The organism is Thermogemmatispora carboxidivorans, assembly GCF_000702505.1.
Taxonomy (GTDB): Bacteria; Chloroflexota; Ktedonobacteria; order Ktedonobacterales; family Ktedonobacteraceae; genus Thermogemmatispora; species Thermogemmatispora carboxidivorans.
On sequence record NZ_JNIM01000001.1, the window covers coordinates 3,822,973 to 3,842,628 of the forward strand.

At 62.3% G+C, this 19,656-nt stretch carries 14 protein-coding genes; 10 read left to right on the forward strand and 4 right to left on the reverse strand.

The window, feature by feature from the left end:
• Window positions 1-194: 194 nt before the first annotated feature.
• The 4 genes from N688_RS14975 to N688_RS14990 all read right to left on the reverse strand — a co-directional run bounded on the left by N688_RS14975 (window position 195) and on the right by N688_RS14990 (window position 4,204).
• Window positions 195-1,457 (reverse strand): branched-chain amino acid ABC transporter permease, encoded by a 1,263-nt coding sequence (locus N688_RS14975; RefSeq protein ID WP_052890033.1) that lies wholly within the window; start codon window positions 1,455-1,457, stop codon window positions 195-197.
• The gene (locus N688_RS14980; protein WP_052890034.1) at window positions 1,454-2,353 is read right to left on the reverse strand and encodes a branched-chain amino acid ABC transporter permease; all 900 of its coding nucleotides are present in this window, start codon (window positions 2,351-2,353) and stop codon (window positions 1,454-1,456) included. Before N688_RS14980 ends, N688_RS14975 begins: the two co-directional genes overlap by 4 nt.
• Window positions 2,354-2,531: 178 nt before the next feature.
• On the reverse strand, window positions 2,532-3,404 hold the full coding sequence (locus N688_RS14985; RefSeq protein ID WP_052890035.1) for an ABC transporter ATP-binding protein: 873 nt from the start codon (window positions 3,402-3,404) through the stop codon (window positions 2,532-2,534).
• On the reverse strand, window positions 3,401-4,204 hold the full coding sequence (locus tag N688_RS14990; RefSeq protein ID WP_052890036.1) for an ABC transporter ATP-binding protein: 804 nt from the start codon (window positions 4,202-4,204) through the stop codon (window positions 3,401-3,403). Before N688_RS14990 ends, N688_RS14985 begins: the two co-directional genes overlap by 4 nt.
• A gap of 334 nt (window positions 4,205-4,538) precedes the next feature.
• On the opposite strand from N688_RS14990, the gene N688_RS14995 reads away from it, so the two are divergent.
• The 10 genes from N688_RS14995 to N688_RS15045 all read left to right on the forward strand — a co-directional run bounded on the left by N688_RS14995 (window position 4,539) and on the right by N688_RS15045 (window position 19,593).
• On the forward strand, window positions 4,539-6,680 hold the full coding sequence (locus tag N688_RS14995; RefSeq protein WP_052890037.1) for a PucR family transcriptional regulator: 2,142 nt from the start codon (window positions 4,539-4,541) through the stop codon (window positions 6,678-6,680).
• 391 nt (window positions 6,681-7,071) lie between these two features.
• On the forward strand, window positions 7,072-8,238 hold the full coding sequence (locus N688_RS15000; RefSeq protein WP_156025439.1) for an acyl-CoA dehydrogenase family protein: 1,167 nt from the start codon (window positions 7,072-7,074) through the stop codon (window positions 8,236-8,238).
• Between the two features lie 210 nt (window positions 8,239-8,448).
• Window positions 8,449-8,697, forward strand: a complete 249-nt coding sequence (locus tag N688_RS15010; RefSeq protein WP_052890039.1) for a hypothetical protein — start codon at window positions 8,449-8,451, stop codon at window positions 8,695-8,697.
• 379 nt (window positions 8,698-9,076) lie between these two features.
• On the forward strand, window positions 9,077-10,540 hold the full coding sequence (locus tag N688_RS15015) for an MFS transporter (protein WP_052890040.1): 1,464 nt from the start codon (window positions 9,077-9,079) through the stop codon (window positions 10,538-10,540).
• Between the two features lie 350 nt (window positions 10,541-10,890).
• Window positions 10,891-12,012 carry a serine/threonine protein kinase gene (locus tag N688_RS15020; protein WP_052890041.1) on the forward strand — a complete coding sequence of 374 codons (1,122 nt, stop codon included), beginning with the start codon at window positions 10,891-10,893 and terminating at the stop codon, window positions 12,010-12,012.
• Window positions 12,013-12,234: 222 nt separating this feature from the next.
• Window positions 12,235-13,671 carry a dihydrolipoyl dehydrogenase gene (gene lpdA / locus N688_RS15025; RefSeq protein WP_052890042.1) on the forward strand — a complete coding sequence of 479 codons (1,437 nt, stop codon included), beginning with the start codon at window positions 12,235-12,237 and terminating at the stop codon, window positions 13,669-13,671.
• A gap of 456 nt (window positions 13,672-14,127) precedes the next feature.
• On the forward strand, window positions 14,128-15,498 hold the full coding sequence (locus tag N688_RS15030; protein ID WP_052890043.1) for a hypothetical protein: 1,371 nt from the start codon (window positions 14,128-14,130) through the stop codon (window positions 15,496-15,498).
• Window positions 15,499-15,568: 70 nt separating this feature from the next.
• The gene (locus N688_RS15035) at window positions 15,569-16,873 is read left to right on the forward strand and encodes a gamma-glutamyl-gamma-aminobutyrate hydrolase family protein (protein WP_052890044.1); all 1,305 of its coding nucleotides are present in this window, start codon (window positions 15,569-15,571) and stop codon (window positions 16,871-16,873) included.
• 79 nt (window positions 16,874-16,952) lie between these two features.
• The gene (locus tag N688_RS15040; protein ID WP_052890045.1) at window positions 16,953-18,491 is read left to right on the forward strand and encodes a hypothetical protein; all 1,539 of its coding nucleotides are present in this window, start codon (window positions 16,953-16,955) and stop codon (window positions 18,489-18,491) included.
• Window positions 18,484-19,593 carry a hypothetical protein gene (locus N688_RS15045; protein WP_052890046.1) on the forward strand — a complete coding sequence of 370 codons (1,110 nt, stop codon included), beginning with the start codon at window positions 18,484-18,486 and terminating at the stop codon, window positions 19,591-19,593. Before N688_RS15040 ends, N688_RS15045 begins: the two co-directional genes overlap by 8 nt.
• Window positions 19,594-19,656 lie beyond the last annotated feature (63 nt).

Genomic DNA, 19,656 nt, shown 5'->3' on the forward strand with positions numbered 1-19,656 from the left:
TTATCGAGCCAAAGGCACAAGATACCGCCAAAAACCCGGCTGGTTCGCCTTTACTTTACTGGCTTCCCGACTGCAGACCTGCCGCCCACCAGATCAGGCCCTGGCCCAGACCCCCACAGGCTGGCGCATTGGCAACACGGCAGGCAAGAGGGAAGCAGAGGCGACGACGCCCGTCAAGGTGCTCTCAGGCGCGCTCACGAGGCGCCAGTTCTCCTGCGCCCCTGTTCCTCATCAGGACCAGAGGCGCGCTGCTGAAGATCAACCACCTCGATGCTCTCACCTCCTTCTTTGAGCGTCGCGGCGTCCGCTCCCGCGCCCGCAGCGCTGGCCCCTGCTGCCTGCAAGCGAGGCCTCCCAGGGCGTAGGCGGCGCACCAGACCAATGACTCCGCCTGGCTCAAACAGCAGGAAGACAATGATCAGCAGGCCATAGAGCAGCGCATTCAGATCGCCGCTGCTGAGGCCCCCACCGCCAGTGCTGGGCGGCAGCAGCGAGAAGTAGTCGATGACCTGGGGCAGGGCGAAGACAAAGGCCGCTCCCAAAATCGACCCCCAGACATCGGCAATGCCGCCGATGATGATGGCCGCCACAAACTGGATCGAGAGGCTCAGACTCCAGTAGTCGGGGATCACATAGCGCGCATAGGAGACATAGAGCGCGCCGGCCACGCCCGCCAGGAACGAGGAGAGCACGAAGGCCCCCATCTTGACCTCAAAAAGGTTCACCCCCATGATGGCAGCGCCCACTTCGTGGTCCCGTACGGCCCGCATAGCGCGACCGACGCGCGAACGGCTGAGATTGTAGACGAAGAGTGCCGAGAGTAGGAGGATGACCAGGATGAGCAGGAAATATTGCTGCCCCGAAGTCAGGGCAATGCCCAGGATGCTATTCTGCTGGTCGAGCGAGAAGCCTCCAAAGGCCGGCACTGGGAAATTGCGCCCCTGCGGCCCCCCCGTGATGAAACTCAGGTTGCGGAACAGATAATTGCCGATGAAGACCAGGGCCAGGGTTACTATGCCCAGATAGAAGCCGCGCAGGCGCAAGGCACTCGGCCCAATCAGCGCCCCAACCAGGGCCGCGACCAGGCCCGCCGCCGGCAGCCAGATGAAGACCGGCAGGCCCAACCCCCAGGGATCAAGCGCTCCCTGCGGCGGATTGCCTCCCAAAAAGGCCGCCGTATAGCCTCCCAGCCCCATGAAGAACGCCAGGCCCAGCGAAATCTGACCAGTATAGCCTGAGAGGAGATTGAGCGCCAAGGTGGCGATCGCCGCAATCAGGCAGTAGTTGATAATGGTAAACCAGTCGTCGCCGGCCAGCGAGAAGAAGAGCAACAGGGCCAACACTCCAACCCCTAGCCAAAGCCAGCGCGCCAGGCTCCCTAGCAGGCGCGGCGGCTCGGCCTCCCGCGGCAGCTCCTGACGAAGACGGCTACGGCCACGCTCCCGTGTAGCGATCATACACGCTCTACCTTTCTTGAGCCAAAGAGACCATAGGGACGAATCAGGAGGATAAGAATCATGATCAGATAGGGCGTCACTTCGTGCAGGCCCGTGCCAACAACTGCCGGCAGGCGACTCTCGTAGCCAGCCGTCAGGACACTGGTCAGGCCGATGATGACGCCACCGACGACCGCGCCGCTGACCGAGTCCAGGCCCCCCAGAATGATCGCCGGGAAGGCCACCAGGGCCGCATTGCCAAAGTTGGGATCAATGGCCAGACTGTCGATCGCCAGCAGCACGCCACCAAGCGTTGTAATGGCCGCCGCCAACCCCCAGGCCAGCGCATAGACAGTGCGCACGTCGATCCCCATAGCAAGGGCCGCCTCCTGATCCAGAGCCGTGGCCCGCATGGCCAGCCCATAGCGCGTGCGACGAAAGAAATAGTAGAGGGCCGCACAGAGCACAATCGTCACACCAATGGTCCAGAGGTCGCTGCTGCCCAGATGCACACCGGCCACGTTGAAGCCACTGGTGACAGTGAAAGGCGTGGCCGCCGGAATGGTACGCGAACCCCAGCCCACAACAACGAGCGTACGCAGAATGATGTCCAGACCAATGGTAATCATGAGAACAGTGAAAGGCGGACGACCAATCATCCTGCGCAGGACGAGCCGCTCAAAGAGGAGGCCGATGAGAATCGTGACCAGCAGCCCCAGCGGTAGCGCCAGCAAAAAAGGCAGGTGCCAGTTTAGAACAGCGCTGGCTACCACATAGGTACCGACAAGCAGCAGCTCGCCCTGGGCGAAATTGATGACCTGGCTCGCCTTGAAGATAATGCTAAAGCCCAGCCCAATGAGGGCATAGATGCAGCCCTGGGCCACGCCCGCAAAGACCAGCTGAAGGAAATAGGCCATAACTCATCGCTCCTCCTGACACAAGCAAGCCGCAAATAGCGCGAGCGAGCGACACGCAACAAGAGAGCGCCCTGGTACGCTCAGGGCCAGAGAAGAAGCCTTCCGGCCTCTCCATACAAACAAGCGAGCAGACTGTTTGGCCAGTTGACGGGCCGGGCCTGCCAGCTCGCGGCGGTCTCTAGTTCTCGGAGACGGCGGGCAGGTCGTCGGCGGGTGCCGGTAGCTGCTCCGACTCCTCACCCAGATAGGCTTTGATGACCGCCGGATTGGCCTGAACCTCTGCAGGCCGCCCTTCGGCAATGACCCGACCAAAGTCCAGCACCAGCACACGGTCGGCCAGACCCATGACCAGCGCCATATCATGCTCAACGAGGATCTGGGTAATGCCCAGCTGCTCTTTGATCTCCAGAATGATGGCGGCAATCTCCTCGGTCTCTTCCAGGCTCATGCCCGCCACCGGCTCATCCAGGAGCAGCAGGCGTGGCTCCATCGCCAGGGCGCGCGCCAGGTCAGCCCGCTTCTGCAGGCCATAGGGCAGGCTACCTAGAGGACGATCACGCACCTCTTTCATATTGAGCAAATCAAGAATATGGAGGCAATAAGTGCGGTTTTCCCATTCTTCTCGACGAGTTGGGCCGATAAACAGTCCAGCGCGCAGGATGCCGCTATGCATGCGTGTATGGCGTCCCAGCAGCAGATAGTCCAGCACGGTCATCGTCGGGAACTGGCCCATGTTCTGGAAGGTGCGTGCGATACCGGCCCTGGCCACCTGATGGGGCTTGAGCCGCAGCAGCTCCTGACCTGCAAAGGTGACGCGGCCCGCCTCGGGCTGATAGACGCGCGAGAGCACATTAAACAAGGAGGTTTTGCCGGCGCCGTTGGGACCAATGACGGCAAAGAGTTCGCCTGGCCAGACGGTGAAAGAGACCTCGCTGAGGGCGCGTACGCCCGCAAAGCGCACCGAGAGCTGTTCGACGCGCAGCAGCGGCTCGTTAGCCTTCAGCTGGTGGTTGTGGCCGGGCAGGGTACTATAGTTGGGCCTCTCGCTCATGACTGCCATCTCCTCTCTGCCGCTCCCGCTCGCCGTCGCTGGCGCAGGTGCCCAAGCGAGAGCTGGCGCTCCCCCTCGCGCAGGCCCAGGTAGAACTGACGGATGTTCTCCTCTTGCAAGAGGCGCGCAGCTGGGGCCGCCAGAACGACCCGTCCAGTCTCCAGTACATAGCCGTAATGGGCGACCGAGAGGGCCATCTGCGCATTCTGCTCGACAAGCAGAACAGCGGTGCCTTCGGCGTTGATCTCGGCGATGATGCTGCGGATGCGCTGCACCATGAAGGGGGCCAAACCAAGGGAAGGCTCGTCGAGGAGTAGCAGGCGCGGCGAGGCCATCAGGGCCCGCCCAATGGCCAGCATCTGCTGTTCGCCACCAGAGAGATAGCCTGCGCGACTGCTGCGCCGCTCGGCCAGAACCGGGAAGAGGCTCATGACACGATCGTAGGCCCGACGGATAGCGGTGGGATTGCGCACAGTGATGGCGCCGGCATAGAGGTTTTCATCAACGGTCAGGTCTTCAAAGAGGCGGCGCCCCTCCAGGACCTGGGCGATGCCCAGCTGGACGATGCGCGTGGGAGAGAGGCGGTCAATGCGCTCGCCCGCCAGGAGAATGTGACCACCAACAAGGGTGCCACGATGCAATGGGAGCAGGCCAGAGATGGCCCGCAGGAGGGTGGTCTTGCCGGCTCCATTGGTGCCCAGCAGGGCGACGACCACCTTGTCAGGGATCTCAAGCGAGACGCCCCGCAACGCGGGGATGACGTTCTGATAGGTGACAGCAACGTCCTGCAGCACTAGCATAGGCGCTTCCTCCGTCGGCAGCGATGCTGACTCTCTCCCTGGCCCGACTCGCTTCCCTGCTCCGGCCCGCCTGCGGATACTCCATCGGCACTGCCGCCCAACTCAGCCAGGCTTCTCTCTCTGCAACTAGCCCAAATGGGCTAGTTCCTCACCCGCTCTCTCCATCTGCCTGCGCCGCCGCAGGCTCGTCTCCTTGCCGCTGGCACCGACCCTGGCGGCCACTGGCGTTTCATGCAAGCCTATTGTAAACAGGCAGCGCGATGGTATACAATGTCTCTGTCTACAAATTGGCGGATGGCTATTTGTTGGCTTCCACAATGGCGAGGGCGCCACTATGCTAGAGCATTGTCCAGATCCCTGGACCCCTGTGACGCACGCCCTGAAGAGCGCGGCCCTCTATCCGGGGCAGCGCGAGGACGCGATTGCGCGCGCTCTCCAGGAGCTGCTGACGCGCGTGCCTGCCGTGGCCACGGCCTTGATCTGGCCTTGCCCGCAGCGCAAGGGGCCGTGGAAGGTCTACTATGCCGGCATCCGGCGTAACGCTATGCACCGCTGGCTCTCGGCACGCCTTGACCCTTCTCCTGAGATGGTGGTCAGCATCCTCGAACGCGATCTGCGCACCGGCCTCAGCGAGATGCCCCCGGCCCTCCTCTTGAAGCTCGCTTCCCCCGAGAGCGCTCGGCGCGCCTTCTGGATTCTCTGGCCCACTCCTGGCGAGGGCGGCGCCTTCTCCCTCCCGCCAAACGAGGGGCTGCTGCGCGTCCGCCAGACCCTGGAGGCTCTGCTGGAGGTAGAGGAGAAGGAGGAACAGTATTTTTCACCCAGCTCGCCCGTGCATGATCGCTCTCTGATCGAGGCTCTGACTCACGGCGATGCCCAGGCCCTGGCCGCTATTTTGAGCCTGGCCCGCATCGTGACTCGCGCCGATTTCACCTTCTGGGGCCGCGCCTATAGCGATGTGGTGGAGATCGCCGGCCATCTGGGCGCCCGCCAGAGCAATTTCGGCTTCGCCCTCGGCCTGGGACGCGGGATCGGCGGGCGCGTCGCCGCCTATGGCACCCCTATGGGACGCGGCGACTACCGCAATTCCCCTTATCGCGATCCCAGCGTCTGCGACATTGTCGACCGCGAACAGGTGCGCTCAGGCATGGCCCTGCCGGTGCGCTCGCAGACGGCCCCCGACGGCAGCGCTCATGTGGCCGCTGTCCTCTATACCACCAGGCGCACGGTTGCCCCCTTCTCGCTGGCGGAATTTCTCCTTGGCCAGCGCCTCACCCGTCTGCTGGAGCCACTGCCGCCCGCCGAGCGCCCCACCGTGATCCACTGGCCCGGTCTGGCGCGCACCCCCGATGCCAAGACAGCCTGGTATGAGCTGCTGCTGCACGCCAATCGGGTGGAGGCCGTCGAGAACTGGGCCGGCCAACTGATCAAAGGCCCGGTGATCGTGACCGATGGCAGCGGAAAGCCCTATGTCCTGGCGCGCAGCGAGGAGCTGGAGCAGTTGCGCGCCGAGCGCGCTCGCCAGCCCGAGAAGGTGCAGGTGGTTCCGCTGGCGCTCGCCGGCCTCGAACGCGCTGGCTCGGTCTATCTCTCTCCCGCTGTGCCGTTGCCACCTCCCCACTGGCCGGACTTCCTCTACGATCTGGTGGTGGCCTGCAACCTGGTGATTACACGCCTGGAACAGGTACAGGACCAGCTCGATCGCCGCCGTGAGCAGTGGCTCCGCTCACTTCTCAAAGGGCATTCCCTGCAATACGTGGAGCAAGATGGCTATCGGCTCGGCCTACCGGTGGAGCGCGGTCAGTTCTGGGTGCTGGCCTGGCCGCAGGAGAGCCTGCAGGCCATGAAGTCGGCTCGCAAGCGCATGATCGCCGAGAGCGTGGTGCTGGAGTGCCTGAAAAGTCCCTTGATCTTTGTTGACGACGACACTGCCATCGTCTTGCTCGAAGGCCAGGCACCTCAGCCACCCTCAAAGGTGCGCGACGCCCTGCTACAACACTGCGGCGTGCAGCCGCTGTGGATCGTCTACGGCGGACGCTATCACTCTCTTGAAGACCTGAAGATGGGCCTGACCCACACCATCGCTCTGGCCCATAAGGCCCGCCGCGAGGGCTACGGCGAGTATTTGCTCGATGTCTATACCTTCGGCCTCGATAGCCTGCTGGAGAACCCGCGCCTGATGAAGGATCTGGAGGCCTTCGCCGCTAAGCTGCTCAAGCCCTTGCTCGACTACGACCGCGCCACCGGCTCCCACCTGACCGAGACCTTCGTGCTGGCTCAGACACTCGGCTCAGCCCAGGCCGTGGCCGAACGCCTGGGAGTCCACGTCAACACGATCCGCTATCGCCTGCACCGCGCCCAGGATCTGCTGGGCAGCGATGAGCACACCCCCAAGGAACAAACGGCGATGGCCCTGGCAGCTTTCATCTGGCAACGCAGCCACGCAGGAGAGGGCACCAGCGCCGCGAGCCTCTAGCTCTCAGGTGCCCCCCTGCCTGCTGCGGCACGCTCCGCATCAGCTCCTCCCCCTCACCCACAGGCACAAGCCTTCCCCGGCGGGCCTGGCCTCCTGTTCCCTGCCACAAAGAAGCGGCCTTGAATTTGTCAGTCAAAACATTGCCTTCCCCTGTTGCTCTCCTCATACAATAGCTCTGTACCCGGACCAGGCGTCCTGATCAGCTCTGCCTGCCAGTGCTGGATCACTCACCGAACGGTTGTCCCTCTGTCACCTGGAGGCAGCCCGCTCTATTCTTTACAGGCAAGGCCAGCGCTGCCCGTCTTCAGCACGAGTACGGGAGCGTGTCGGTCTGGCCCTGCCAGCAGGCAGGGAGAGAAGAAGCAGCCAGCAACCAACGAGGAGGAGAACTTTGGATTTCCGCCTGACAGAAGAACAGAAGATGATCCAGGAGACGGTGCGCGCCTTCGTCAAGAGGGAGCTGATGCCACTGGAAGGCGAGGTCTTGCGCAACGAACGAGAGGGACGCCCCGGCTTAGACCGCGCCAGGCTCCGCGAGCTTCAGCTGAAGGCCCGAGAACTAGGCTTCTGGGGCATCAACACGCCCGAGGAGTATGGCGGGGCCAACCTTGGCCCAATCATGACGGCAGTCATCACCATCGAACTCTATCGCACCTTTGTGCCCTTCACCTTCGGCGGCTCCGCCGATAATATTCTCTATAGCTGCAACGAGGAGCAGAAGAAGCGTTACCTGATCCCCACCATTAACGGCGAACGGCGCTCCTGCTTCGCCCTGACCGAGCCGGAAGCCGGCTCTGACGTCTCCAACCTCAAGATGCGAGCCGTCAAGGACGGCCATGACTGGGTCCTCAACGGCGAAAAGATCTTCATTACCAACGGCAACGAGGCCGACTTTGTCATGGTCTTCGCCCTCACTGACCCCGAGAAAGGAGTATACGAGGGCCTGACTTGCTTCCTGGTAGACCGGGAAATGGGCTGGCGCTCCAGCTATATTCCGACAATGGGTTCTTGGGGACCAGCAGCCCTCTATTTCGAGAACGTGCGCGTTCCCGAGGAGAATATTCTGGGCGAGTTGAACAAAGGCTATCAGCTCGCCATGAAGTGGATCGGTGCCGGTCGCTGGCACATCGCCGCCCGCGCCGTTGGGGCCGCCGAGCGCCTGCTAGAGATGGCCATCGAGTACGCCCGCACGCGCGTGACCTTTGGCAAGCCCATTGCCGACCGCCAGGCCATCCAGTGGATGATCGCCGACTCCTACGTGGAGATCGAAGCCGCCCGCTGGCTGACCCTCTTCGCCGCCTGGCAGGCAGAGCAGCAGATGGATAATCGCCAGGCCGCCTCGGTGGCCAAGCTCTACGGGGCCAATATGGCCAATCGTGTCGTGGACCGCGTCCTGCAGATTCATGGAGGCATGGGCTACACCAAGGAGCTACCGATTGAACGCTGGTACCGCGAGATGCGAGTCTGGCGCATCTTCGAGGGTACCGACGAGATCCAGCGCTTTATCATCGCCCGCAATCTGCTCCGCGGCCATGTCAAGGTTGGCGAGACGTTCTAAGAAGCTCCCTCAGCCACAGCTGGGCCATCATCCTCTGCTCCCAGCAGAATGAGAAGGAGAAAAGAAGAAAGGAAGAAAGAAAGGAAGGAAGGAAGGGCTTTCGCAGGCAGGTAGACCGGCAAGGCAAGGATCGCCAGTTCTCGCCTAGGGATGGGTTGGAGAGAGGTCGTCAGTTGCCACAAACTGCAGGAAGGGAAGGAGCTGGCTCTTATGGCTGCATCCGAAGAGCAACCCAGTCGAGACGGGTCCGAGGTAGCTCGCCTGCTAGCCCAGATCCAGGCCGAATACGAGGCGGCAGAGCGCGGCCTGCAGGGCCTGGCTGCAGGAGTAAGCCGCCATTGCTTTATCACGCGACGCATGGAGCGCATGGGAGAGATCCATGCCCAGTTGCGGGCCCTGGTCGGCGAGCAGGCGATGACGCTGATCGCTCGCCAGCTTGATGGCCCTCAGCAGAGATAAGCTCAATTCCCTCTCCACCCACATGCTCAGCCCGCACGAGCCAGCAGTTGGCCCCGCCAACTTGCAGCTCCCCTGTCGGGAGCGTAAGACGACGGGGCCAGCTGGCCCGCCTCCTTATTGTTGCTGAGTACAATTTCTTCCCGCCAATTTGTCCTGCTAAACATTGTCTGCCTGCCACTTTTTCTCTACAATGGCTCTGCATACGTCATCTTCTCGCTATGTTGTCCCAGTGGATAACATGAGCACAGAGATGAGTACTCTTCTTCCTTTTTTCGTACAAGGGAGGCTGCCAGGCGATCAGAGAAGAGAAAAGAAGGGATTTTCTCTTTCTAATGGAATATAGCTGATTTCCCAGACGTAGAAGTAATAGGAGTGCAGCATGTCAGCTCATACGAGCAGGGTTGTCTTTCCTGGCCAGAAGAAATCGCGCATCGCAGCGGCGATCATTGCCCGGCAGGACCGCATTCCGGTCTGGGCTTTACCTCGAACGGTGCTGTTGGTGATTGGTCTGGGGCTGCTCTTCACGTTCTACGACATTGGTGACATCAACGTCTCCTTTATTCAGACTTGCACACAAATTGTGGTTGGCTGCCTTCCGCTGACGGCCAGCCAGTACCTGGGCTTTCCCGTTCTGATGAACCTCCTGGGCTATGTGCTGGGGGCCCTGGTCTTTAGTCCTCTGGCGGATCGCTATGGGCGCCGCGATATGATGGTGGTGACGATGGCGATCACCGGCCTCGGCTCGCTCTACACGGCCTTTGTGGCAGACTACACGCACTTTGTGCTGGCGCGAACCCTGACCGGCGTCGGAATCGGGGCCGACCTGGCGCTGGTGAATACCTATATCAATGAGCTGGCGCCACGGGGAGAGCGCGCGCGCTACACTGCCCTCATCTTTATTATGTCCTCGATCGGGGGATCGCTTGGCGTCTGGCTTGGTTTCTATCTAACGACGCCCCCGGAGCCTTTCCCCTATGGGCTGCCTATTGCCCTGGCCGGCCCACAGTTTACCTTCGGTTGGCGTGTCGTCTACGCCATCGGCGCTTCTCTGGCCTTTATCGGCCTGCTCCTACGCTTCCAGCTCCCCGAATCGCCGCGCTGGCTCATTACGAAGGGTCGCATCTACGAGGCCGAGCGCGTGGTCGAGCGCATGGAAGATCATGCACGCCAGCGCCTGGCGGGCGAGCTGCCCCCGCCAGAGCCGGAATTGCAGGCACCGATCTACGACCGGCGCACTGGCTACAAGGAAATCTTCAGTAACACGCTCTATTTCAAGCGCACCATTCTGCTCCTGGTTATTTGGCTGCTGGCCTACATTACGGTCTATTCGAATATCTCGGGAATGACCACCTTGTTGGTGGCCCTGCACTATCCAGTTGCCGAGGCCGGCCTGATCACTTCATGCGGCATCATCGGCAGTACGATTTGTGCTCTTTCGGCCTACCTGCTTGGCGAATATGTGGAGCGCAAGATCTGGCTGCTGGTCGCTGCTTTGCTGACCATGCTCGGAGAGGTCACCGTCGCTCTCAGTGGCAATAGCTTTGGGCTGGCGGCGCTCGGCACCATCGTGCTGGGCATGGGCTGCTATATCTGGCTGCCGATGGTCTATTCCTGGTCGACCGAGAATTACCCAACGCGGGCCCGCGCCAGCGGCTTCGCCCTGGTCGACGGCATCGGCCATGTGGGTGGCGGGATTGGCGTCAGCTACGTCACTTCGCTGGTGACCCGCCTGGGGCCAGGTGGCACCTTTGTGCTGATCGGGAGCTTTCTCTTGCTGGCAGCCCTGCTGGCCCAATTTGGTCCGTCCACCCGGCAGAAACGCCTGGATGAGGTGTCTCCCTAGTCAATGCTCGGGCGGACGCGTTCGCAGAGCCAATCGATTGTCTGCTACCGCCGGCTTTCACCCTGCTTCGTCGGGTCTTACTCATCTTCTATCTGTCTGTCTATCGCCATCTGGTCCGATCGCTCAAGGACGAGCCGTTTTGCTCTCTACCTGACTGAGCATATCGACGCTGAGACGCGCTTGCGAGACACTCTACTCATTGCGCAGCTCATCTTACTTGCTCGTTTGTTTGTCAGACACCACGCACCATCGTTTCTCACTCAGTGTACTGGGGTATATGAGACGAGAAGAGAAAAACGAAGTTGTTCGCTGTTCTTCTGGCTCGGAGGCCAGAAAAGGAGAGGTAGCGTATGCGGTGTCCACGTTGCGCGTACGAGGGAATGTTTTTTGATGGTCGTTGTCCGCGCTGTGGCTACCAGGCGGCAATGGCGCCGCCCAGCACGGGTGCGCTTCTGGGATTACCTCAGCCGCAGCAGTATTTGCTCATGCGGGGCGACAGCCTGGCCAAGGGTCGATACCGCATCCTGGGTCCTGTTCCGCTGCCCGAGACGCAACGTCGCCAGGGGCGGGCCTGGTCGGCTATCGATCAGGAGCAGGGGCGCCGCCAGGTTCTGATTCGCGAGGTGCTTATGCCGCCGGAGCTGCTCCAGCGCATCAGTGCCAATCAGGTGATCGCGGAGGTAATGGAGCGCCAGCAGCGTCTGGGCCAGCATCAGGGCTTCCCACAGGTTGTGGAGGGCTTCAGCGAGCGCGGCAGCTATTTCCTGGTTCTGACCCAACCGGAAGGGGAGAGCCTGGGCACGATTCTCAAGCGCCAGGGGGGCGCTCTGCCCGAGGTTCAGGTGGTGCACTATGGCTATCAACTTTGTGGTCTGCTGGCAATCCTGGCCGAGCAGCAGCCGCCGATCGTGCATGGCTCGATCAACCCGGAGACCGTCGTGATCAACACGGCCCAGCAGGCTGTCTGGCTCATCCACATTCCCCTCTTCCCACCAGATCCCCCTGTCGAGAAAGGAGATACGGTCGCGGCTGGCTACTACGCTCCCGAGGAGGTCCGTGGCGAGCTTGATCCTTCCGTCGATCTCTACAGTCTGGCGGCCACCCTGCATCACGCTGTCACCGGCTACGATCCCAACGAGCGCCTGGTCTTCTTCCATCCGCCAGCGCGCCGTCTCAATCCCGCCGTCAGCTCGCAGATGGAGATGATTCTCGTGCGTCAGCTCAGTCTGTCGCGCGCCCAGCGCTATCCGCATCCCAGTGCCATGCAACAGGATCTAGAAGCCCTGCTGGAGCGTTACCTTGAGCGCCAGGACGACGAGCTGGCCGCCAGGGCCGCAGCCGATCCGTTGCGCCTGCCCTCGGAGCAGTTCCGTGAGCAGACGCGCAGCAATATGCTGCTCAACGCTGGCGTCTTTGCCGCCATTGGCGTGCTTTTACTCCTGGGCGTGCTGCTCGTTCTTCTGCGTCCTTAGTCCCTGGAGACAGCTCCGCCAGGGAGAGAGGGAGGGCCTCGCCGGGGACTCTGCCCTTTGGCGCTGGCTCCCTACCCGTCTCTGCCAGGGGGGAAGGAGGGAGGGAGGGAGGGAGGGAGAGAGCGCAAAAAGGAAGGGAGCGGGCTGCTGGTCGTGCTCTCTGGAACGTGCTATACTGACTGAGGTACCCACAACGCAAATGGGTTGCAGGAGAGAAGTTCCATGACCAGTAGCCACTATGATGTAGCAGTGATTGGCGCCGGCCCGGGCGGGTATGTGGCAGCCATTCGAGCGGCTCAGCTCGGGGCTCGCGTGGCCATTGTCGAGAAGCAGTATCTTGGCGGGACCTGCCTGAATGTCGGCTGCATTCCCTCCAAGGCCATGCTGCATGTTGCCGAGAGCCTGCACCGTCTCGATTCGCTGGCGGAGCTGGGGATCACGTTGCCGCAGCCACCGACCTTCGATATGCGCCGCGCTATGGCGTTTAAGGATAAGGTAGTCAAACGCATGACGAACGGCGTGGGCACGCTGCTGAAGGGCAACAGCGTGACAATCTACGAGGGACTGGGCAGCGTCGAGGCCAATCGCACGGTAACGGTAACGAAGAGCGATGGCAGCCGCGAGCAGTTCAGCGCCGAGAAAGTCATTCTGGCCAATGGCTCGCTGCCGCTCATGCCTCCCTTCCCCGGTATTGATGGGCGCAATGTTATCAATAGCGATACATGCTGGAACCTGACAGAGGTGCCCGAGAGCGTGGTCTGTGTGGGTGGAGGAGTGATCGGCGTCGAGCTGGCTTGCATGTTCCAGGCCCTCGGCTCGCGCGTGACTATCGTCGAGATGCTGCCCGATATTTTGGCTCCCGTCGATGAGGAGGTGCGCCGCCTGCTCGTGCGCATTCTGAGCCGTCGCGGCATTACCATTGCTACCGGGGCCAGGGTTGAGGCCATCGAGGATGACGGCGAGCAGAAGAAGGTCATCGCTCGCAGCGAGCAGGGGGAACAGGTCTTTCACGGCGCCTATGTGCTGGTGGCGGTCAGCCGCCGCCCCAATACAAGCGGCCTGGAGCAGTTGTTTGAGCAGGGCCTGGACCACGACCGCGGCAGGGTGCGCGTCAATGAGCAGATGGAGACGAACCTGCCGGGCATCTACGCCATTGGCGATCTGGTGCACGGGGCCGGATTGGCTCACGTGGCCTCGATGGAGGGCGAGGTGGCCGCCGAAAATGCGCTCGGCCATGCCTCCAGAATGGACTATAGCGTGGTGCCTAACCCGATCTACACCTTCCCAGAGGTGGCTTTCGTTGGCCTGACCGAGGCCCAGGCCCGCGAGCAGTACGGCCAGGAGGTGCGCGTGGAGCGCTTTCCCTGGAGCGCCATCGGCAAGGCGGTGGCGATCAGCGAGACCGATGGCTTCATCAAGGTCATCCTGGGTAAGTATAACGAAATCCTCGGCGCCCATATCATCGGCCCCGATGCCACAAATCTGATCAGCGAGTATTCGGTAGCGATGCGCGGCGAGCTGACCGGCGATGAAATCATTGAGACCATCCATCCGCATCCGACCTTGAGTGAGGGGATACGCGAGGCTATCCTGGCAGCCGAGGGGCGCCCGCTGCATATCCCTCCCAAGACGCCCAAGGCCGCAGCCCGCAGTCGCTAGGTTGCTCGCCTTGCTCTCCTCACCTTACTTCCTCCAATCACCGGCCTGTCGGCTTTGGTCCGGCAGGCTCTCTTTTTCTTGCCAGGTCAGCCCCCTTCCCCTCACCGCGGCCCCTGGTTTCTGGTGGCTTCCGGCGCTCCGTACCGTGCCTTGGGTCGGCCCTGAGTCGAGCGACGGCAAGGCCCCTGCCGCTCGCAACAGCGATTGAGGGATACTGCGATTGCTGCGACACGCCAGTGAGGCACTTTGTCCAAAATTTTCGGGGAACCTGTCCTGTAAAGCCTTCTCAAAAATCCTCTCTCTTGCTTCGCTGGCGCATACACTTGCAGCAGAGGCCAGCGAGCCAGATGTACTTACGGTAGCACACTCTGTAGAGAAGCGAAAGCGGATAGATTGCGCTCGCTGCCTGCCTGTTTCTGTTCATTGAATGCGGCCAGAGAGACAGGAGGGTCTGCCTTGAAGCCATTTCGTTTCGAGCAACCAACGCGCTCCGGTCCAGTGACCGGCAGCAGCAACAGCAGTCACAGCAGCGGCGGCCCCAGCAGCGGTGGTCTGCAGCCGCTCGGTTCTCTTCCGACGACCCGCCCGCTTGGCCAGTTCGGCGGCAGCGCACCGCGGCGCCGGCCCTGGCTTCCGACCATCATTGTGGGCCTGGCCCTGGTGGTCTCGCTGGCGGTTCTGCTGGTCAGTGGTGGCCTGAACTTGCTGCCTTTCGCCCATAGCAGCGGAACACAGTCCCAGCCAGCAGGAGCCGGCCCCACCAGCGCTATCATTGGTCATGTCTTCTTCTTGAGCAGTGGTCAAGTCAACGTGAGTACCAGTCAAGGCATTGCCGATGAGGTGCAGGTCGACCTGAGCAAGATTCCGCCGCCCGCGCCAGGCAAAGCCTACTACGCCTGGCTCCAGAGCGACGACAGCGTCGAGGGTCAGTCGATTCTTCTGGGCAAGCTGGCCCTCAGTCAGGGCACCGCCCATCTCCTGTACAAGGGAGACCGGCAGCATACCAATCTGCTGGCCATCGCCAGTCGTTTTCTGGTCACTGAGGAGGACGCAGCGACCACGCCGACGGTGCCCTCGCTCGATCGCAGCGCCTGGCGCTACCAGGCAGTTATTCCGAATACGCCTGATCCCCACGACAGCGAGCACCACTATAGCCTGTTGGATCACCTGCGCCACCTGCTGGCGCTCGATCCGACCCTACAGAAGCTGGGCCTGCCCGGCGGTCTGGATATCTGGCTCTTTCGCAATAGCCAGAAGATTCTTGAATGGGCCGGAGCGGCACGCGACGACTGGAGCCACGGCAGTACCGACCTGATGCACCGCCAGTTTATCCGCATCCTGGACTATCTCGACGGCATCGAGTTTCTGGGCAACGATGTCCCCGCCGGCTCGCCGGTGCTGGTGGACCCGCATATCGGGCGCGTTGGCCTGCTGCAGTTCGACGCGAACCAGCAGCCACCTGGCTACCTCCATCACATTGGCATCCATCTGGAGGGCGTGGTGCAGTCACCCGGCTCGACCCGCGAGCAGGTGGAGCTGGCCCAGCAGATCACCCAAGCCCTCAACAAGGTCCAGAGCCTCTATCAGCAGATCCGTCAGGTTGCTATTCAGCTTGTCCACATGAGTGGCAGCCAGCTACGCCAGTCGGCAGCCCTGACTCTGCTGGACACACTGGTCAAACAGGCGCAGGATGCCTTTGTGGGCCAGTTCGATCCGCAGACGGGCGAGCTGCAGGACGGCGTGACCCAGATCCACTATGCCATTGAGCGCCTGGCCACATTGGACGTGACCCCGCTCAACAATTCGTCATCGGCCACCCATTCATGAGGTCCCAGCACTGAGACCAGGCTACGGGAAAGCAGCAGAAAAAAGTTGAAGAGAGGAGTAAAGAGCAGCTATGGCGCGCGACCCCGACTATTATGTGCATATGATCACTAGAGGCGTGCGCGAGGCGCGCACTGCCTCCCTGGGACAGAGCCAGAGCCAGGAAGCAAGCCAGGACAGCGCGCTGAGCCGGCACCGCACCGACGAGCTGAGTGGCCCGCTAAGTGCTGGGACGACGCTGGCTGAGCGCATTGCTCGTTTTGTCAGCAGCCAGCAGCGGGCGCCGCTTCCTTCCTACTATCGGCCCCGCATCGGGGTGCTTTCTTCCAGCGGCTGCCTGCGTGATGGGGGCTGGCCCGTCTACGCTGGTGATGCCGCCACAATCAACGCCATCTTCGAGAGCGGCGGGGAGCCGCTGGTCTTGCCGACGCTCCCCATGCTGCAGAGCAGCGACCCTTTCGACATTCTGGGCCATGAGGATCTTTTCGAGGAAGTCTTTCGCATTATCTGGCCAGTAGTGCGCAACGTCGATGGGCTGGTCTTTGCCGGCGGGGGCGATTTCTATTCCTGCCTCTATGGCGATGTGATGCACCCCCAGACCCAGACGCCCGAGCTGTGGCGCGATATCTGGGAGCGCTACTGTGCCCTGTTAGCCTGGCTGCTCTGCATCCCGACGCTGGGTATTTGTCGCGGCATGCAGGTCATGAACGTGGTGCGCGGCGGTGGTCTCTATCAAGATATCCGCTCGCAGTGGCCGCGGAGTATGCCGCCGCTGGTACCCCATCGCGCCCGGGGACGCATTACCGCCGACAACTGGGTCGAGCATCCGATCGCCGTCAATCCGCGCAGCCGCCTGGCTCGTATCCTGCGCGGACCGGAGGCGCGCGGCCCGCAGCGCAACTACATCGATGCCGTCCTCTCTATGCACCATCAGATTGTGGGCTACGTGACCCCCGAAGGCGAGCTGGTCGGGTATCTGGCCCCGGGCCAGATCGTGGCGGCGACCGCTCCCGACGGGGTGATCGAGGCTATCGAGGATAGCGATCCACGCCGCTTCTGGCTGGCTGTGCAGTTCCATCCCGAGTGGGTGGTCTACCTGGGTTGGGCCCATAGCCTCTTTTCCGCTCACGTGGACGCCTCCTACCGCTACGCCTCGCAGCCCCTGGAGGAGCTGGACCAGTTCCTGCCGGAGATCCGCGCCTGGCTACGGGAATGCGACCAGGCCCTGCTCTATCGCCAGGAGCCGCCGCTGCTGGTCACAACGGTCACCAGCAACGAGCCGGAGATGGCCCTGCCCGACAGTCTGAATCGGCGCCTGCGCACGCGCCTGCAGCCAGTTCAGGAGACAGAGGCATTTTCGTCCTCACCAGCTCTGTGAGACTCAGACCAACCTCCACTGACCGAACGCCTTAGAACCATAGGTCTACAGCAGTAAAGCTACAGGCACTTGGTGAACCATGCTAACTGGTCAGAGAAAAGCAATACAAGCTGTTCTGTTAGCTGAGCAACGCCTGGATGCCGTCATCGGCGGGCGCCTCGTCAATGCCAGTTGGCTCAGCGGCAGCCTGGGGGTGAGCGTGCTGCAGATGCGCCTTCTGGCCCAGAGCTGGTCACAGGGCCGGGAGGCCCTGGCAACAGCCCTGGTGGCGACAGTCTGGCTGGCTGGCTCGCTCGTTGCCGCCACGCTGCTCACCGGGCGCCGGCGCGGTGCGGCCCGCTACTGGGGTAGCGGTCTGTTGCTCTGCCTGCTGCCGCAATTAGCTCTTCCCGTGCTGCAACCTCTGCCCGTCCCGTTCTGGCCAGCGACGCTCGAACTGGGGCTGCTCAGCGGCTTTTCTTCTCTCCTCGGCAATGCCTGGCTCCTCCAGCGCCGCCCCTGGCCGGCGGTCGACGAGCGCATCGCCCTGATGCGCGCCGCCCTGGGCACAATGTTCGGGCTGAGCCTGGTCTGGCTCTTACCCACCTGGTCGGGCCTGCTCGCCATTCTCTGTCTGCTTCCGCTCATCGTCCTTGACTATTGGCCCGAGGCCCGTGCCCCTCTGCCGACCCCTGGACGCATGGTCGATAACTGGTTTGATTTGACGGAGGGAGCACGCCGCTGGCGTCTGCAATTGACCATCGACTGGCTGCTGCGGGGAGGCTGGTGGCGCTACCTGCAGCGCCGCCGCCAGCGTGGGCTGGTCTTGCTAGCCAGTGGCTTGGCGATCGTGCTCGGTAGCGTCTGGAACGCCGTGCCAACCCCCTTCGCCTCTATCTTGCAGGAACAAGGAACATTGCCTACCCTGCTCTGGCTGCTCCTGGCACAGGCATTGGCGCTGGGACTGGCCTTCGTCCTGCAGGTCCCCCTCCGCGGCCTGCTCGGTCCGTCCGATCGCTTGATCCCTGAGCGCTGGCGATCCTGGTGCCAGGCGGTGGCGCTCTGCCAGCCCTTTGTGATGGCAATCAGTCTGCTGGCTCTCGGCCTGCCCAACTTGCAAGCCCCAGTCTGGCTGGCCATCAGCCTGGGCCTCTATACCCTGGCCGCTACGGCCTGGGGCATCTTGCTTCCACGGCTGAGGCCCAGCCTGAGCACAGTCATCTTCTCTCAGCGCCATCTGTTGCCACCCGGCCTCTCCCTCGACCAGGGACAGCTGGCCTACGAGCGCGCTCAGGAGGAGCACGTCAATCGCTTTCTCTTCGTCGCTGAGGGACTGCTCACGCTGCTCTTGACTCCGCTGGCCGGTTGGCTTACTGCACGCTGGACCGTCGACGGGCTGCTGATTTTCACCGGGCGCTCGCTCTTGATCGGGCTGGTACTCCTGGTTGGTCTGGTTGGATTGTGGCAAATGATTGGGTATAGAGCAGAAGAGAGCCAGCCCGCACTCTTCCGGCCTATACCCTGGGAACAGCTAGGAGAACAAACGGGCCAGGCTCCACCAGCGGTCACCACCGCGCAGGAGCAGGCTTCTCTCATCGAAGAAATAGAGCATTTCTTACAAAAGAGGTATTATGAATAGCGGCGAACGCAAGCAGTGGTTTGCTCCAGGCTCTGTCTTCGGCGAGGACCGTCAGGGGGTTACCACCATCAGCGAGGCGGCCACCGAGCCGCAGCCGCTCCGTTTGGGCCGCCAGCGGCAGCCAGTAGAAGGGAGAGAAGCCACAGCAGCGGCCTTCAGGGAGCGCGGCGGGCCGCGGCCTGCTCCTGCGAGGCAGGAGAGCGGCAGCCCAGCCGGAGAAGCAGAGACGGCGACGAAGTCCAGCTTACTGAGCGAGCGCGCCAGTCTGCTCTTTGCGGGGCTGCTCCTGATTACAGTGCTCTATTCCTGGATCTTGCTGCCTCCGATTGAAGCGGCGCTCCAGCTATCGCCGTCGAACTCCAACGCGCAGATGGAGCAGTCGATCAACCAGGCTCAGCCAGCGAGGAAAACGGCAACGCCGTCCGCAGCCTCAAGCGGGCCACAGGGAACGGCCTCCCCCACGGCCCTGCCTGCAGGTCTGAGCCTCCTGGCGGCAGACACCTTTCACCGCCCTGATCAAAGAGGCTGGGGAACAGCGAGCGACGGCCACTCCTGGCAAGGTGACGCCCGTCTAGGCAGCATCTTTGCAGTCAGCCATCAACAGGGTCAGCTCAGCAACGGCCAGGGAGCCTACAACGCCATTTTAGGCCCAACCTTCAGCGATGGCGAAGTCATCTTTACGGGAGCCATCAACCGCTTCCAGCAGGCCAACCTCGGCGCGGTCCTACGCTGGATGGACACCAATAACTGGTACAAAGCCTACATCGACGGCAGTCAGCTCGTGCTGCTCAAAAGCAGCGGCGGTATGCAGACGCGCCTGGCCGCGGTGCCCTTTAGCGCTCAGGCCAATCGCTTCTATAGCCTGCGCTTCCGCATCCAGGGTGACAGGCTGCAGGCGCGGGCCTGGCTGGCCGGAACACCCGAGCCGAGCCAGTGGCAGGTAAGCGCGCGCGACAGCACCTTCCAGAGCGGCTTTGGTGGCCTGCGCCTGGTGCTGGCTCAGGGAAGCGTGATCAGCATCAGCACCTTCCAGGAACTGGCCCTGAGCACTTCATCCCCCGCCTCCAGTTCCGCTCAGCGGTCTGTAGTCCGGGTCACATAGCAAGTACTTTTTAGCTATGCGCCTCGCGCCTGCTCCTGGCGCACCATACTGCACAAGCCCACT

Excerpts from the sequence above, each read along its gene's own strand:
- N688_RS14975 (WP_052890033.1), bottom strand. The coding sequence starts at position 1,457 with ATGATCGCTACACGGGAGCGTGGCCGTAGCCGTCTTCGTCAGGAGCTG.
- N688_RS14990 (WP_052890036.1), bottom strand. The coding sequence starts at position 4,204 with ATGCTAGTGCTGCAGGACGTTGCTGTCACCTATCAGAACGTCATCCCC.
- N688_RS14995 (WP_052890037.1), top strand. The coding sequence starts at position 4,539 with ATGCTAGAGCATTGTCCAGATCCCTGGACCCCTGTGACGCACGCCCTG.
- N688_RS15040 (WP_052890045.1), top strand. The coding sequence starts at position 16,953 with ATGCTAACTGGTCAGAGAAAAGCAATACAAGCTGTTCTGTTAGCTGAG.
- N688_RS15010 (WP_052890039.1), top strand. The coding sequence starts at position 8,449 with ATGGCTGCATCCGAAGAGCAACCCAGTCGAGACGGGTCCGAGGTAGCT.
- N688_RS15015 (WP_052890040.1), top strand. The coding sequence starts at position 9,077 with ATGTCAGCTCATACGAGCAGGGTTGTCTTTCCTGGCCAGAAGAAATCG.
- N688_RS14980 (WP_052890034.1), bottom strand. The coding sequence starts at position 2,353 with ATGGCCTATTTCCTTCAGCTGGTCTTTGCGGGCGTGGCCCAGGGCTGC.
- N688_RS15045 (WP_052890046.1), top strand. The coding sequence starts at position 18,484 with ATGAATAGCGGCGAACGCAAGCAGTGGTTTGCTCCAGGCTCTGTCTTC.
- N688_RS14985 (WP_052890035.1), bottom strand. The coding sequence starts at position 3,404 with ATGAGCGAGAGGCCCAACTATAGTACCCTGCCCGGCCACAACCACCAG.
- N688_RS15035 (WP_052890044.1), top strand. The coding sequence starts at position 15,569 with ATGGCGCGCGACCCCGACTATTATGTGCATATGATCACTAGAGGCGTG.
- N688_RS15020 (WP_052890041.1), top strand. The coding sequence starts at position 10,891 with ATGCGGTGTCCACGTTGCGCGTACGAGGGAATGTTTTTTGATGGTCGT.
- lpdA (WP_052890042.1), top strand. The coding sequence starts at position 12,235 with ATGACCAGTAGCCACTATGATGTAGCAGTGATTGGCGCCGGCCCGGGC.